This window comes from Citrobacter sp. MGH104 (assembly GCF_001034485.1).
In the GTDB taxonomy this organism is placed as follows: Bacteria; Pseudomonadota; Gammaproteobacteria; order Enterobacterales; family Enterobacteriaceae; genus Citrobacter; species Citrobacter freundii.
Window position 1 is genome coordinate 131,137 of sequence record NZ_KQ089819.1, and the last position, 15,811, is coordinate 146,947.

The following is a 15,811-nucleotide window of genomic DNA, read 5'->3' on the forward strand; positions in this document are numbered from 1 at the left end:
ATCAGTCCGCCAACTCCAGAATTCTTACCACCAACTGCGAGAAGCTCAGGCCAGCCTGACGTGCCGCCATCGGCACCAGGCTGTGGCTGGTCATACCCGGAGAGGTATTCGCTTCCAGCAGATAAAACTGGCCATCGCTGTCCAGCATGACGTCAATGCGACCCCAACCTTTACAGCCCAATGCGGTCCATGCTTTCAGGACTAATTCCTGCAAACGGGCCTCTTGTTCGGCTTCCAGACCTGCAGGGCAGAAATATTGTGTCTCATCAGAGAGATACTTCGCCTCATAATCATAGAAGGTTCCCGCGGGTTGGATACGTATTGACGGTAAAATTTCTTCACCAAGTATCGCAACTGTAAATTCCGGGCCACTGAGCCATTTTTCGATCAGTACTTCTTCATCATGCTGAAAAGCCAATGCTAATGCACCCTGCAAAGCATTTTCTTCTTCAACTTTTGACATCCCTACGCTGGAGCCTTCACGGCTTGGCTTCACAATCAGCGGCAAACCTAACGCAGAGATTTTTGTAACCGATTCATTGCTAAGACCTTTTTCGAACTCAGAGCGGGTCAATGCAACCCAGGGCGCGACGGGTAAACCTGCGCCCTGCCACAGCAGCTTGCTGCGCAGTTTGTCCATCGAAATTGCGGACGCCATGACGCCGCTGCCGGTATATGGCAGGCCAATTTGCTCCAGCATGCCCTGCAACGTGCCATCTTCCCCGCCACGACCGTGCAGCGCAATAAACACCTTCTGAAAACCCATAGATTTCAGAAGAGTGACATCAATCTCTTTAGGGTCAACCGGATGGGCATCGACACCACCTTCACGTAACCCTGCCAGTACGGCCGCGCCGGAATTCAGCGAAACTTCACGCTCTGCGGAGGTTCCTCCTAACAGGACCGCGATTTTATCAGCCATGTTGTTCTTCCTCCGGGTTTTGCGGCTTCAGTTTGATTTCAGCTAAGGAACGCGCGATTTTGCCGATATTTCCAGCGCCCTGCACCAAAATCAGATCATTGCCGGTTAATACCGGCGCCAGCATTTCTGCCACCTGAGCCGGATCGGATACCAGAATCGGGTCGATCTTACCGCGACCACGGATCGTACGGCACAGCGAGCGGCTGTCAGCCCCCGGAATCGCGGCTTCACCCGCGGCGTATACATCCAGCATCAACAGCGCATCGACCTGAGTCAGCACGTTGGCAAAGTCGTCATATAGATCGCGTGTACGCGTAAAGCGGTGCGGCTGGAACAGCATTACCAGATTTTTGTCCGGCCAGCCCGCGCGTGCAGCTTTAATCGTGGCATCCACTTCCGTTGGGTGATGGCCATAATCATCAACCAGCATCGCCGTCCCGGCTTTACCGTTTACCGGCTCAAGCGGAAATTCGCCGAGGAAGTCAAAACGGCGTCCGGTGCCCTGGAAACTTTCCAGCGCGCGCAGAATTGCGTCGTCTTCAATGCCTTCTTCTGTTGCAACTGCCACCGCCGCCGCCGCGTTCAGCGCATTGTGACGGCCCGGTGCGTTCAATGTCACACGTAAATCGGCCATCCCCTGACGCAGCAGCGTGAAGTGCCCTTGTGGACCAATCTGCTGGTAATCTTCAACGCGCACATCAGCATCATCGCTGAAACCATAAGTTGTGGTTTGACGACCGACGCGCGGCAACAACTCGCGGATCACCGGATCGTCAACGCACATCACCGCACGACCATAAAACGGTAAGTTATGCAGGAAATTAATAAACGTCTGCTTTAAATTTTCGAAGTCGCCATGGTAGGTATCCATATGATCGGCTTCGATATTGGTAACAATCGCCACCATCGGCTGCAAATGTAGGAACGACGCATCGCTCTCATCCGCCTCCGCAATTAAATAACGGCTATGACCCAGACGCGCATGGACGCCTGCAGCCTTCACCAGACCGCCGTTGACAAACGTCGGATCCAGCCCCGCTTCCGCGTAGATACTGGAGACCATCGCTGTGGTCGTGGTTTTACCGTGCGTCCCGGCAATGGCGATACCGTGACGAAAACGCATTAATTCAGCCAACATTTCAGCACGACGGATCACCGGAATACGTGCTTCATGCGCCGCAACAATTTCCGGGTTATCCGCAGAAATGGCGCTGGATACCACCACCACGCTCGCATCACGCACGTTTTCCGGGCGATGGTTGAAGAAAATCGTGGCGCCCAGATTCGTCAACTGCTGAGTCACCGGATTCGGCGCCAGGTCAGAACCGCTGATCTGATAACCTTCGTTGGCCAAAACTTCGGCAATACCGCCCATACCAGCACCACCGATGCCGACAAAGTGAATGTGCCGAACGCGACGCATTTCGGGCACTATGGAACGCAGTTTTGCCAGTTGTTGTGTATTCATTCTTTAGCCATTAACTTCTTAGTTCATGCGATGCAAAAGGCATCACCACAATTACGCCCGGGCAGCCCGGCTCACTTCATTAGCAACACGCTCTGTGGCATCCGGTATGGATGCGGCGCGCGCACGTTCTGCCATGGTTAATAAGGTTTCTCGCGACCACCCGGAAAGGGTGTTAGCGACGGCATCCACAGTAAACTGCGGCTGCTCAAGAATTTTGGCGGCGCCCGCTTTCTCCAGCGGCAGCGCATTCCAGTACTGCTGTCGGTCTTTGTGCTGGAAAGGCACAAACAGCGCAGGCAAACCTGCGGCAGCAATTTCACTTACCGTCAGCGCACCTGAGCGACAAACTACGACATCCGCCCACGCGTAGGCGGCTGCCATATCATCAATAAACTCAGTGACCTTGTGCTGTGGTTGTCCCGCGTCAGCATATGCCTGTTCAACGGTTTGCTGCGCACCTTTGCCGCTCTGATGCCAAATAGTCACCGCGTCACCAAGCTCTGCGGCAACCTGCGGCATCGTCTGGTTCAATACGCGTGCACCCTGAGACCCCCCGACGACCAGCACGCGAACCGGGCCTTCACGCCCTGCCAGACGTACTTCGGGCGACGGCAGCGCCAGAACGTCGGTGCGTACCGGGTTACCCACCACTTCCGCATTCGGGAAAGCGCCAGGAAAAGCCTGCATCACCGTAGTGGCAATTTTCGCCAGCCACTTGTTGGTTAATCCCGCAATGCCATTCTGCTCATGCAGTACAACCGGAATGCCTAATGACCAGGCTGCCAGACCGCCAGGGCCGGACACGTAGCCGCCCATACCCAGCACCACATCAGGCTTAAACTGCTTCATGATGGCCCGCGCCTGACGCCAGGCATTAAAAATACGCACGGGGGCGGCAAGCAGAGCGTTGACACCTTTGCCACGCAAACCGGAGATGCGAATAAAGTCAATTTCAATGCCATGCTTCGGCACTAAGTCCGCTTCCATACGATCGGCGGTGCCCAGCCAACGAACTTGCCAGCCCTGAGCCATTAAATGATGCGCGACCGCCAGCCCCGGGAACACATGCCCGCCGGTACCGCCTGCCATCACCATTAACCGCTTCGGTTGACCACTCATCGTGCACCTCGTGTAAACGCCTGGGCTTTTTCCAGACGCGTTTCATAATCAATACGTAACAAAAACATGATGGCCGTCGACATAATCAACAAACTGGAACCACCATAACTGATCAGCGGTAACGTCAGACCTTTGGTTGGCAGCATACCAGCTGCCGCACCGACGTTTACCAGCGCCTGGAAGCTAAACCAAATCCCGATGGAGCAGGCTAAAAAGCCTGAAAAACGGTGGTCAATTTCCAGCGCTTTGCGGCCAATCGACATCGCGCGAAAAGCGACGAAGAATACCATTAAAAGTGCCAATACCACACCGATATAACCCAGCTCTTCCCCAATGATGGCGAAGATGAAGTCGGTGTGCGCTTCCGGTAAATACTCCAGTTTTTGCACCGAATTACCTAACCCCTGCCCCCAAATCTCACCGCGACCAAAAGCCATCAGCGATTGCGTTAACTGGTAGCCGCTGCCAAACGGATCTTCCCATGGGTTCCAGAAGGAGGTTACGCGGCGAATACGATACGGTTCGGCAAGGATCAGCAGCACTACCGCCGAAATCCCCATACCGATAATGGCAATGAACTGCCACAGTTTCGCTCCAGCGAGAAACAGCATCGCCAGCGTCGTGACAAACAGCACCACTACCGTACCAAGGTCAGGCTGCGCCAGCAGCAAGATTGCCAGCACCAGAATCACACCCATCGGTTTTAAGAAGCCGCGCAGGTTGTTACGCACTTCATCGACTTTACGCACCAGGTAGTTGGCGAGATAACAGAACAGCGACAGCTTGGTGAATTCCGCAGGCTGAATACGCAGTGGACCCAGCGCGATCCAGCGCGATGCCCCGTTAACGGAGCTCCCCACCACCAGAACGATCAACAACATGATGATCGAGGCGATCAGCATCGTCGTGCTGTACTTTTGCCAGAACTCCATCGGCAGACGTAGCGTCACCATCGCCAGACAGAACGCGAGGAAGATATACAGCGCGTCACGTTTAGCGAACAGGAAGGGATCGCCTGCCAGGCGTTGCCCTACGGGCATCGATGCCGATGTCACCATCACAAAACCGATCGCTGCCAGACCAAAAGTCAGCCACAGCAGCATGCGGTCATACATGATCAGGCTGTCCGCGTCTTTATCACGCGAAGCCATCACCCAGCCTTTAAGTGCCGCGAAGATCCACGCCAGGACACCCAGTCCCGGTACGCGCGGCATTTTCAGACGAGGGAGAGAGAAGCGCATCAACCCAACTCCTTCGCCAAACGGGTAAAGACGTCACCACGTTGCTCAAAGTTCTTGAACTGGTCAAGGCTGGCACAGGCTGGCGACAGCAGCACCATATCACCCGACTTCACACGCGGTGCGAGCAGACGCATTGCCTGCTCCATGGTTTCAGTGTGTTCCGCAACCTCAGGACGCAGAGCGGCAAGCTGTGCGCCATCGCGACCAAAGCAGTACAGACGAATGTTGTCGCCAGTCAGGTAACGTTGCAGCGGCATAAAGTCGGCGGATTTCCCGTCACCGCCCAGCAGCAGGTGCAGCGTACCCTCAACGTGCAGACCATTCAGTGCCGCTTCGGTGCTGCCGACGTTGGTGGCTTTTGAATCGTTGATCCAACGCACACCGTTATGATTCAGTACCAACTGGAAACGATGCGCCAGACCGGTAAAGGTAGTCAGCGCTTTCAGGCTGGACGCCCGCGGCAGACCCGCAGCATCCGCCAGCGCCAGCGCCGCCAGGGCGTTGGTATAGTTATGCTGGCCGGTAAGCGTCATCTCTTTCACGTTCAGGACTTTTTCACCCTTCACCCGCAGCCAGGTTTCACCCTGCTGACGATTGAGATGATAGTCACCCATATTGATGCCAAAGCTCACGCAGCGCTCATCCGCCCCGCGAATCGGCATGGTCAGCGCATCATCAGCATTGACCACACACACTTTCGCATTCTCATAGACACGCAGTTTGGCCGCACGGTACTGCTGCAAGCCAAACGGATATCTGTCCATATGATCTTCGGTGACGTTCAAAATGGTGGCGGCTACGGCCTGTAAGCTGGAGGTTGTCTCCAGCTGGAAGCTCGACAGCTCCAGTACATACAGCTCGCGTTCGTCATCCAGCAGCATCAACGCGGGCAGGCCAATATTTCCGCCAACCCCCACGTTCACGCCGGCTGCTTTCGCCATCTCGCCGACCAGCGTAGTGACGGTACTTTTCCCGTTGGAACCGGTGATCGCGACGATCGGTGCCTGTGCTTCGCGACAAAACAGCTCAATGTCGCCAACAATTTCAATCCCGGCATCAGCAGCAGCGCTCAACGAAGGGTGCGCCAGGGCAATACCAGGGCTGGCGACGATGAGATCGGCGGCCAGCAGCCAGTCATCATTCAGGCTACCAACATGACGCTCAACCGCTTCCGGTAATTTATCCAGACCAGGCGGCGTCGCACGGGTATCCATTACGCGCGGCGTCACGCCACGCGCCAGAAAGAAATCCACGCAGGACAGCCCGGTCAATCCCAGACCGATAATGACGACTTTTTTACCCTGGTAATCAGCCATGATTAACGTACCTTCAGCGTTGCCAGGCCAATCAGCACCAGCATCAGCGAAATAATCCAGAAGCGCACAATGACGCGCGGTTCCGGCCAGCCTTTCAGTTCATAGTGGTGGTGAATCGGCGCCATACGGAAGATGCGCTGTCCGCGCAGCTTAAAGGAGCCAACCTGCAGAATGACCGACAGCGTTTCCACAACAAATACGCCGCCCATGATTACCAGCAGGAACTCTTGACGCAGCAGCACGGCAATAATGCCCAGCGCGCCCCCCAGCGCCAGCGAACCGACGTCACCCATAAAGACCTGCGCCGGATAGGTGTTAAACCACAGGAAACCTAATCCCGCGCCGACAATCGCCGTACAGACGATCACCAGTTCGCCTGCATGGCGTAAGTAGGGAATGTGCAGATAGTTGGCAAAGTTCATGTTACCGGTAGCCCATGCCACCAGCGCAAAACCCGCTGCTACGAACACGGTCGGCATAATCGCCAGACCATCCAGGCCATCGGTGAGATTGACCGCGTTGCCGGTCCCCACAATCACGAAGTAGGCCAGCAGAACATAGAACAGACCCAGTTGCGGCATCACGTCTTTAAAGAACGGCACCACCAGCTCGGTAGCCGGGGTGTCTTTACCAGCGAGGTACAGCGCAAAGGCTACACCCAGCGCAATCACCGACATCCAGAAGTACTTCCAGCGGGCAATCAGGCCCTTGGTATCTTTGCGCACCACTTTGCGGTAGTCATCGACAAAGCCGATAATGCCGTAGCCAATCAATACCACCAGCACGCACCATACGTACGGGTTCGACGGATATGCCCACAGCAGTACGGAGATAACTATCGCGGTGAGGATCATGATCCCCCCCATGGTTGGCGTACCGCGTTTACTGAAGTGCGATTCCGGACCGTCGTTACGTACGACCTGTCCAAAGGACATTTTTTGCAAGCGGGCAATCATACGCGGGCCCATCCACAAAGAGATGAACAGCGCGGTCAGCAGGCTGACGATGGCGCGAAACGTCAGATAGGAAAAGACGTTAAAGCCGGAATAATATTTGACCAAATGTTCGGCCAGCCAAACTAACATGTCCCATTCTCCTGTAATGCGCGTACTACCTCTTCCATGGCGGCACTACGTGAACCCTTCACTAAAATCGTCATGACCTGATGTTCTGCAATCAATGCTTTAAGATGCGCGGCCAGCGCACTTTTATCCGCAAAATGTTCGCCAACGCCGCTGGCGTCGCTAATTGCCTGACTCAGTTTTCCTGTACTCAGCACACAGTCGATACCCGCCGCCTTCGCGGCGATACCCACCTGCACGTGACATGCTTCGCTTTCTGCGCCAAGCTCTGCCATATCGCCAACGACCAGTACGCGATAGCCCGGCATTTCAGACAGCACCTGCACCGCTGCGGTCATCGAACCGACGTTCGCGTTATAGGAGTCGTCCAGCAGCAGCTGATTTTCCGCGAGTTGAATCGGGAACAGACGCCCCGGTACCGCTTGCAGATCCTTCAACCCCGCTTTGATCGCCTCGTGCGTCGCGCCTACCGCCATAGAGAGCGCCGCCGCCGCAAGGGCGTTAGCGATATTATGGCGACCCGGTAACGGCAGCAGGACATCAATGCTTCCGGTCGGCGTTTGCAGAGAAAATTCCGTGCCATGCGAGGTCACATGAACGTTGGTCGCCGAAAAGTCGCTATTGGCTGCATTCGGGGAGAAACGCCAGACTTTGCGATCGCCGATGATGCTTTGCCAGTTCAGCCAGTCGTTGTTGTCGGCATTCATAATGGCGATACCGTTCGCTGACAGACCGGTAAAAATCTCACCTTTTGCCTTCGCAACGCCCGCCAGAGAGCCGAAGCCTTCCAGGTGCGCGGCGGCCAGGTTGTTCACCAGCGCCGCTTCCGGACGCGTCAGGCCGACGGTCCAGGCGATTTCGCCCTGATGGTTGGCACCGAGCTCAATCACGGCATAGTCGTAATCGTTGTTTAAGCGCAGCAGCGTCATCGGTACACCGATGTCGTTATTCAGGTTGCCCGCGGTATATAGGGTGTTACCACACTGGCTCAGAATGGCAGCCGTCATCTCTTTGACGGACGTTTTACCGGATGAGCCGGTCAGCGCGACAACGCGCGCCGGAACCTGGGCGCGAACCCACGCAGCCAGTTCACCAAACGCCAGACGCGTATCGTTAACAATCAGCTGCGGCAGGTTGGTGTCCAACGGGCGGCTGACCAACAGCGCACCGGCCCCGCTCTCTTGCGCTTTGTCTGCAAAATCATGGGCATCAAAGCGTTCGCCTTTCAGTGCCACAAACAGGCAGCCCGGCGTCACTTTACGCGTATCGGTTGTTACGGCATCAAGGGTCAGATCGGCCCCTTTCAATTCGCCACGGAGGATCTCCGCCAGTTGGCTGAGCGTTACGCTAATCATGCGATAACCCCCAGCAGACGCGCTGCCGTGACGCGGTCAGAATAATCGAGGCGCTGTGAACCAACGATCTGGTAGTCTTCATGACCTTTACCGGCCACCAGCACCACATCATTTTCTTTCGCCTGCATAATGGCGTTTGTCACCGCTTCTGCGCGACCTTCCATCACCTTCGCCTGTCCGGCATCCAGCATCCCCGCCAGAATGTCGTTAATAATGGCGCGCGGCTCTTCGGTACGCGGGTTGTCATCAGTCACCACGACAACATCTGCAAACTGCTCGGCAATTGCGCCCATCAACGGACGTTTGCCTTTATCGCGATCGCCGCCGCAGCCAAAGACGCACCACAGTTTGCCAGTACAGTGCAAACGTGCCGCCTGTAGCGCTTTTTCCAGCGCATCTGGCGTATGGGCGTAATCAACAACCACGGTGGTTTTACCCGGCGCACTGAACACTTCCATACGCCCGCAAACCGGCTGCAATTGTGTCGCCGTTTTCAGTAAATCAGCTAACGGATAGCCAAGTGCCAGCAGCGTTGCCAGCGCCAGCAGCAGATTGCTGACGTTAAACGCCCCCATCAGGCGGCTTTCAATTTCGCCGTCGCCCCATGAGGAGGTAAAACGAATCGTTGCCCCGCTGTCGTGATACTTCACGTCAACCGCTTTTAACCAACGACCGTGACAGTTCGGGTTGATGTGGTCTTCCATCGAAACGGCAACCGCATCCGGGAGTTTCGCCAACCAGCGACGACCGACTTCATCATCCGCATTGACGATGGCCTGACCGCAATGGTGCGTGGAATACAGCAGCCATTTCGCGGCTTCGTAATGTTCCATGTCGCCGTGGTAGTCGAGATGGTCACGGCTTAAGTTAGTAAATACTGATGCGGCAAACTTCAGCGCCGCCACGCGATGCTGAACCAGACCGTGTGAAGAGACTTCCATCGCGCCAACCGTTGCGCCCTGCGCAACCAGCCCCGCCAGCACATGCTGGACATCAACGGCTGAACCGGTGGTATTTTCCGTCGGGATCACTTTGCCCAGCAGGCCATTGCCTACTGTTCCCATCACCGCGCTGGTTTCGCCAAGCAGTTGGCTCCACTGTGCCAGCAGTTGGGTGGTGGTGGTTTTACCGTTAGTCCCGGTCACACCGACCAGACGCATTTTCTCAGAAGGCTCGTGGTAAAAACGGCCTGCCAGTGCAGATAAACGTTCGTTAAGCTGACTAAGATAGATGACCGGAACGCCGTGCATTTCACGGATTTCACCATCAGTAGCTTCATCTTTCGCTTCTGCAATAATGGCAGCCACACCTTGCGCTATCGCCTGCGGGATATACCGACGCCCGTCCGCCTGATGACCTAATACTGCGACAAAGAGATCGCCCGATGCAGCCACACGGCTGTCAAGCGTCATCTCCCGCAGTGCTCGCTCCGGTGCACCCGGCACCCATGGAGCAAGAAGGTCGCGCAAATTACGATCTGCCACCTGTTGCCTCGCCTTGATTATTCACAAATTCATTTTTATCGCCCGTTGTCAGCGCATCCGGCTCGATGTTCATGGTACGCAGTACGCCGCCCATGATGGCACCAAAGACCGGCGCGGAAACGGCGCCACCGTAGTATTTACCCGCCTGCGGATCGTTGATAACAACAACCAGCGCGAAGCGCGGCTGACTCGCAGGCGCAACACCTGCGGTATAAGCAATGTATTTGTTGATGTAGCGGCCATCCGGCCCTACTTTTTTCGCTGTACCGGTTTTAATGGCGATACGATAACCTTTAATCGCCGCCTTCACGCCGCCGCCGCCGGGCAGCGCCACGCTTTCCATCATGTGCACCACGGTACGTACGGTCGCTTCCGGGAAGATACGCTCGCCCGGAACTGGAGGGTCAACTTTAGTAATCGACAGTGGACGATAAACGCCGTAACTGCCGATCGTTGCATAGACTCGCGCTAACTGTAACGGCGTTACCATTAGCCCGTAGCCGAAAGAGAAGGTGGCCCTCTCTATGTCAGACCACCGTTGTTTTTGAGGATATAAGCCACTGCGTTCTCCGACCAACCCCAAATTGGTCGCTTTTCCCAGCCCAAAACGTGAGTAAGTATCTACTAACGCTGAGGACGGCATCGCTAACGCCAGCTTGGAAACACCGACGTTACTCGACTTCTGCAAAACCCCGGTGAGGGTTAATTCGCTATAACGTGCCACGTCTTTGATTTCGTGACCATTAATTCGGTAAGGGATAGTGTTGAGGACCGTATTTTCGCGTACTACACCGCGCTGCAGCGCGGTCATCACCACCATCGGTTTAACGGTAGAACCCGGTTCAAACACGTCGGTAATAGTGCGGTTACGCATCGCGTCTTTTGGCGTACCGGTGAGATTGTTCGGGTTGTAGGACGGACTGTTGGCCATTGCCAGCACTTCACCGGTGTTCACATCCACCAGTACCGCACTGCCTGACTCCGCCTTGTTGAACGCCACGGCGTTATTCAGTTCACGGTAGACCAGTGCCTGTAAACGCTCATCAATGCTCAACGCGAGGTTATGCGCCGCCTGGCTGTCGGTAGAAGAGATATCTTCAATGACGCGGCCATACCGGTCTTTACGTACAATACGCTCGCCCGGTTGTCCGGTGAGCCACTTGTCGAAGCTCTTCTCAACGCCTTCAATGCCCTGGCTGTCGACGTTCGTAAAACCGATGAGGTGAGCAGTCACTTCCCCGGAAGGGTAGTAACGGCGGGATTCTTCGCGCAGATGGATACCTGGCAGCTTCAGTTTTTTGATGTAGTCAGCCATGTCAGGGTTTACCTGACGCGCCAGATAGATAAAGCGCCCTTTCGGGTTGGCGTTAATGCGGGAAGCCAGTTGATCGAGCGGGAGATTCAGCGCGGTTGACAGCGCTCTCCAGCGTTCGCCAACGCTCACTCCGCCGGCATCATGTACTTCTTTCGGGTCGGCCCATATAGCTTTAACCGGAACACTCACCGCCAGCGGACGACCAGAGCGGTCGGTAATCATTCCGCGCGATGTAGACACTTCCTGGACGCGTAGAGAGCGCATATCACCCTGACGCACCAGCATGTCCGGCGCGATGATTTGCAGCCAGGCAACGCGACCCAGCAGAAAACCCAGTGCCAGCAAAATACAGCCGCACAGTAACGCAAAACGCCAACTGATAAAGTTGGCTTGTTCTTCCTGGCGTTTTGGTTTGTGCGTTTTTGCCGCTGCTTTCATGCGTCGCGTTTATCCTTATTTTTGTACTACGATATTTTCTTGTGAGGGATCGACATGCTGCATTTGCAGCTTTTCCGTTGCGATCCGTTCAACACGGCTATGGTCGCCGAGCGCGTTCTCCTCAAGGATCAAGTTACGCCATTCGATATCCAGCGCATCTCGCTCCAGGACCAGTTGCTCACGCTGCGCAGTCAGTAACCGCGTGTGGTGCGCTGTTGTCACGACGGTAACCGCCGTCAAAATAATGCAAATGAACAGGCAGAGTGGCAGCTTCCCAAACCGCAAAAGATCGTCACCGATCACGCCAGGCAAGGCATGGCGCTCGTTGCTTCCTATCGATCCTTTAACTTTGCTGAGGGCTTCTGTCACTCTGCTGATCATGCGTTCGTCCTCTCTGCAATACGCAGAACTGAACTACGGGCACGAGGATTCTCAGCGACCTCTTCTTCACCCGGCATCATCTTGCCTAGTGCTCTTAACTCACGGCCGCCCAGTTTTTTGATCTGCGCTTCGGTCATCGGTATTCCAGCCGGTACCTGAGGACCACGGCTTTGTTCACGCATAAAGCGTTTCACAATGCGGTCTTCAAGCGAATGGAAACTGATGATCGAAAGGCGACCACCTGGAGCCAGCACGCTGAGCGAGCTTTTTAGCGCCTGCTCTATCTCCTCCAGTTCACTGTTCACCCAAATGCGCACCGCCTGGAAGGTACGGGTCGCGGGATGTTTGAATTTGTCCTTCACCGGCATTGCCGCCGCAATAACTTCCGCCAGTTCTTTGGTGCGGGTCATCGGTTCGATGCGGTTACGCTCCACGATGGCTCGGGCAATGCGTTTGCCGAAGCGCTCTTCGCCAAAGGTTTTAATCACCCAGGCAATGTCTGCTTCATCGGCGGTTTGCAGCCATTCGGCCGCTGACTGACCGCGTGTTGGGTCCATACGCATATCTAACGGACCGTCACGCATAAACGAGAAACCGCGCTCTGCGTCATCGAGCTGCGGGGAAGAAACGCCCAGATCGAGAAGAATCCCGTCGATCTTACCGGTCAGTCCACGCTCGGCGACATAGTCAGCCAGCGCAGAGAAAGGTCCATGTACGATGGAGAAGCGAGGATCGGTAATCGTTTTAGCAACGGCAATAGCCTGCGGATCGCGATCGATTGCCAGTAAACGCCCCTCTTCGCCAAGCTGGGAGAGGATCAGACGTGAGTGACCACCGCGACCAAATGTCCCGTCAATGTAGATGCCGTCTGGACGAATATTCAGGCCGTTTACGGCTTCATCCAGCAACACCGTTGTATGTTTATAATTTTCCGTCATTTTATAGAGACAAATCCTGCAATCGTTCCGACAACGCGCCAGTAACAGACTGCTCAGCGTCGATATCTTCCTTGACCTGTTGATACCAGGTCGTTTCATCCCACAGCTCAAACTTATTGAACTGCCCAACCAGCATCACTTCTTTCGTTAGCCCTGCGTGTTGCCGCAGAATAGGCGCTATCAGTAATCGACCAGCATTATCCATCTGACATTCGCTGGCATGACCCAACAATAAGCGCTGTACGCGACGCTCAACTGGATTCATGCTCGACAGACGCGATAGCTTCTGCTCGATTATTTCCCATTCAGGCAGGGGGTACAGCAGCAGGCACGGGTGATGGATGTCAATGGTGCAAACCATTTGACCGGTAGCGCTCTCAAGCAGTTGATCCCGATAACGGGTAGGCACAGATAAGCGCCCTTTACTGTCGAGATTAACTAACGTTGCTCCCCGGAACATGCCAGCCTCACCCCCGATTACCACTTTATCCCACAAATTCCCACTTAAAGGAGTTTACGGAGCGGAGGAAAACCTTGTCAAGCAAGTCGCGGCGCTTAGCGGAGCAAAAAACCCATTGTTTACGGCTAATATCAGCGTTGAACAAAATCCGTACAGCAAACGAAGCAAATTAACGTCATGAATATTTGTAAGAAAAAAATCCAACAACTCATCATTGTTTAAAACAACTGAATATCATCAGAAGAAAATATAAAGTGTCAGTTTGCGACGCGAGCGGCATTTTAGGACAATATGCAGCGAGTTAACAGTACCAGTTAATCGGTCTGTACGCCGCGCAGGACCAAGGTAAGCACCAGATGGCCGCAATACGAGAGCAAAGTGTTTGTTAATTCGACAAATCCACACATGCATGTAACAAAATAATACAACCGTAACGCGTCGTTACGTATCAATAACCCAAAAATGGATAGTTGCATTTTTAATTCGGGGTATTTCAAGAATACATTTCAGATAATTCTAAAGAATATTCTTAAATATAATGCGGTTATTTCTGAGAATAGAAAAACTGAAGACGTCAGAGGCTTATCCCGCCGACGCCATCAATTGAGGAAACTTAGTTACGGCTGAGAATACCGCGACGGTACAGATTACGCCGTATACGCGTTAAACCTGGTTTTGGTTTACGCGGTTCGTCCAGGCTTGCCAGTACAATCTCCAGCACGCGTTCCGCGACATCACGATGGCGCTGTGCCACTGCCAGAACAGGGCACTGCAGGAAGTCGAGCAGTTCGTGATCGCCAAAAGTCGCAATCGCTAAATCAGACGGCAACTGCCCATCACGACGCAGGGTCACATCCATCACCCCCTGCAACAGAGCAAACGACGTGGTAAACAACGCCTGAGGCATTGGGTGCGTTTCCAGCCATTTATCAAACAGCTGCGCTGCAGCTTCCCGCTCATAGCTGTTGGCGTACAGGAAATGGACTTCACGCGGATCGTCCTTCCACGCGGTACGAAAACCCTGTTCGCGCAGGAAACTGACGGATAATTCAGGAAGCGCGCCCAGATAGAGGACGGTTTCAGCAGGGAATTTGCGTAACTCTTCCGCCAGCATTTCCGCATCATCCTGATCTGCACCCACAACGCTGGTAAAATGTTCGCGATCCAGTGCACGATCCAGCGCCACAATCGGGAATGAACTGTTTGCCCAGCGTTGGTAGAACGGATGTTCAGGCGGCAAGGAAGTCGACACAATAATGGCATCGACCTGGCGCTGTAAAAGATGCTCAATACAGCGCATTTCGTTATCTGGCTGATCTTCAGAGCAGGCAATCAACAGCTGATACCCACGTTGACGCGCCTGGCGCTCCAGATAGTTTGCGATCCGGGTATAGCTCGTGTTCTCAAGATCCGGGATCACCAGCCCGATAGAACGTGTGCGTCCAGCACGCAGCCCGGCCGCCACGGCATTCGGGTGGTAATTATGCTCGCGCACCACCGCCATGACTTTTTCAACCGTTTTGTCGCTTACGCGATATTGCTTTGCTTTGCCATTAATAACGTAGCTTGCAGTCGTTCGCGAAACGCCGGCCAACCGAGCGATTTCATCCAGTTTCACAATTGCCCCTTGCGTAAAATGTACAAACCATAACCTTTGTGATGGCATGGGTTAAATTTATTAACATCTAAGCGCAGAATAATGACTCCGGCAACCGCTTTTGTCTCTGGTTACCGCTGATTTCGCAAAAAAAAGCCCAACCTGAGTCGTTGGGCTTGCGAATTAAGAACCCGATCATGATTAACGCATGATTTTATCGCCGCGGGAAAGCCCCACCACGCCGGAGCGAGCAACTTCCACAATTTTAGCGACTTCACGCAGCGTTGCCAGAAACGCATCCAGCTTATCGCTGGTGCCCGCCAGTTGTACGGTGTAGATAGACGGCGTGACATCGATGATTTGCCCGCGGAAAATCTCCGTGTTGCGTTTCACTTCTTCCCGGCCATAACCGCTGGCCTGGATTTTCACCAGCATGATTTCTCGTTCAACGTGAGCGCCCTGCCCCAGCTCGCTAACGCGCAGAACATCCACCAGTTTGTGGAGCTGCTTTTCGATCTGCTCAAGGACTTTCTCATCCCCTACCGTCTGAATCGTCATCCGCGATAAGGTCGGATCGTCGGTCGGCGCGACGGTCAGGCTTTCAATGTTGTAACCACGCTGGGCGAAGAGGCCAATCACACGCGATAATGCACCTGATTCGTTTTCAAGCAATACTGATAATATCCGGCGCATAA

The 15,811-nt window shown here is 54.5% G+C and carries 14 protein-coding genes; all 14 read right to left on the reverse strand.

Annotation, left to right across the window (positions count from 1 at the left end):
- Position 1: 1 nt before the first annotated feature.
- Positions 2-922, reverse strand: a complete 921-nt coding sequence (locus tag SK34_RS19015; RefSeq protein ID WP_003837439.1) for a D-alanine--D-alanine ligase — start codon at positions 920-922, stop codon at positions 2-4.
- Positions 915-2,390 (reverse strand): UDP-N-acetylmuramate--L-alanine ligase, encoded by a 1,476-nt coding sequence (gene murC, locus SK34_RS19020; RefSeq protein ID WP_003837436.1) that lies wholly within the window; start codon positions 2,388-2,390, stop codon positions 915-917. Before murC ends, SK34_RS19015 begins: the two co-directional genes overlap by 8 nt.
- A 51-nt stretch (positions 2,391-2,441) precedes the next feature.
- Complete coding sequence (gene murG, locus SK34_RS19025) at positions 2,442-3,509, reverse strand: undecaprenyldiphospho-muramoylpentapeptide beta-N-acetylglucosaminyltransferase (protein WP_003018767.1); 1,068 nt, start codon at positions 3,507-3,509, stop codon at positions 2,442-2,444.
- Positions 3,506-4,750 carry a cell division protein FtsW gene (gene ftsW / locus SK34_RS19030; protein WP_003018770.1) on the reverse strand — a complete coding sequence of 415 codons (1,245 nt, stop codon included), beginning with the start codon at positions 4,748-4,750 and terminating at the stop codon, positions 3,506-3,508. Before ftsW ends, murG begins: the two co-directional genes overlap by 4 nt.
- Positions 4,750-6,066 carry a UDP-N-acetylmuramoyl-L-alanine--D-glutamate ligase gene (murD, locus tag SK34_RS19035; RefSeq protein WP_016149555.1) on the reverse strand — a complete coding sequence of 439 codons (1,317 nt, stop codon included), beginning with the start codon at positions 6,064-6,066 and terminating at the stop codon, positions 4,750-4,752. Before murD ends, ftsW begins: the two co-directional genes overlap by 1 nt.
- 2 nt (positions 6,067-6,068) lie before the next feature.
- Entirely contained in the window at positions 6,069-7,151 is a 1,083-nt protein-coding gene (gene mraY / locus SK34_RS19040; RefSeq protein ID WP_003018774.1) for a phospho-N-acetylmuramoyl-pentapeptide-transferase, read from the reverse strand.
- Positions 7,145-8,503 carry a UDP-N-acetylmuramoyl-tripeptide--D-alanyl-D-alanine ligase gene (gene murF, locus SK34_RS19045; RefSeq protein WP_016149554.1) on the reverse strand — a complete coding sequence of 453 codons (1,359 nt, stop codon included), beginning with the start codon at positions 8,501-8,503 and terminating at the stop codon, positions 7,145-7,147. Before murF ends, mraY begins: the two co-directional genes overlap by 7 nt.
- On the reverse strand, positions 8,500-9,987 hold the full coding sequence (gene murE / locus SK34_RS19050; protein ID WP_003018780.1) for a UDP-N-acetylmuramoyl-L-alanyl-D-glutamate--2,6-diaminopimelate ligase: 1,488 nt from the start codon (positions 9,985-9,987) through the stop codon (positions 8,500-8,502). Before murE ends, murF begins: the two co-directional genes overlap by 4 nt.
- Positions 9,974-11,740: a peptidoglycan glycosyltransferase FtsI gene (gene ftsI / locus SK34_RS19055; protein ID WP_003018783.1), complete on the reverse strand. Its 1,767-nt coding sequence runs from the start codon at positions 11,738-11,740 to the stop codon at positions 9,974-9,976. The genes murE and ftsI overlap by 14 nt, the downstream gene beginning before the upstream one ends.
- 15 nt (positions 11,741-11,755) lie before the next feature.
- On the reverse strand, positions 11,756-12,121 hold the full coding sequence (ftsL, locus tag SK34_RS19060) for a cell division protein FtsL (RefSeq protein WP_000625651.1): 366 nt from the start codon (positions 12,119-12,121) through the stop codon (positions 11,756-11,758).
- The gene (gene rsmH / locus SK34_RS19065) at positions 12,118-13,059 is read right to left on the reverse strand and encodes a 16S rRNA (cytosine(1402)-N(4))-methyltransferase RsmH (protein WP_003018789.1); all 942 of its coding nucleotides are present in this window, start codon (positions 13,057-13,059) and stop codon (positions 12,118-12,120) included. The genes ftsL and rsmH overlap by 4 nt, the downstream gene beginning before the upstream one ends.
- Before the next feature lies 1 nt (position 13,060).
- Positions 13,061-13,519, reverse strand: a complete 459-nt coding sequence (gene mraZ, locus SK34_RS19070; protein ID WP_003018792.1) for a division/cell wall cluster transcriptional repressor MraZ — start codon at positions 13,517-13,519, stop codon at positions 13,061-13,063.
- Positions 13,520-14,132: 613 nt separating this feature from the next.
- Entirely contained in the window at positions 14,133-15,137 is a 1,005-nt protein-coding gene (gene cra / locus SK34_RS19075; protein WP_003018794.1) for a catabolite repressor/activator, read from the reverse strand.
- A 180-nt stretch (positions 15,138-15,317) separates the two neighbouring features.
- Positions 15,318-15,809, reverse strand: coding sequence for an acetolactate synthase small subunit (gene ilvN, locus SK34_RS19080; RefSeq protein WP_003829566.1), 492 nt, complete (start codon positions 15,807-15,809; stop codon positions 15,318-15,320).
- Between the last annotated feature and the right edge of the window lie 2 nt (positions 15,810-15,811).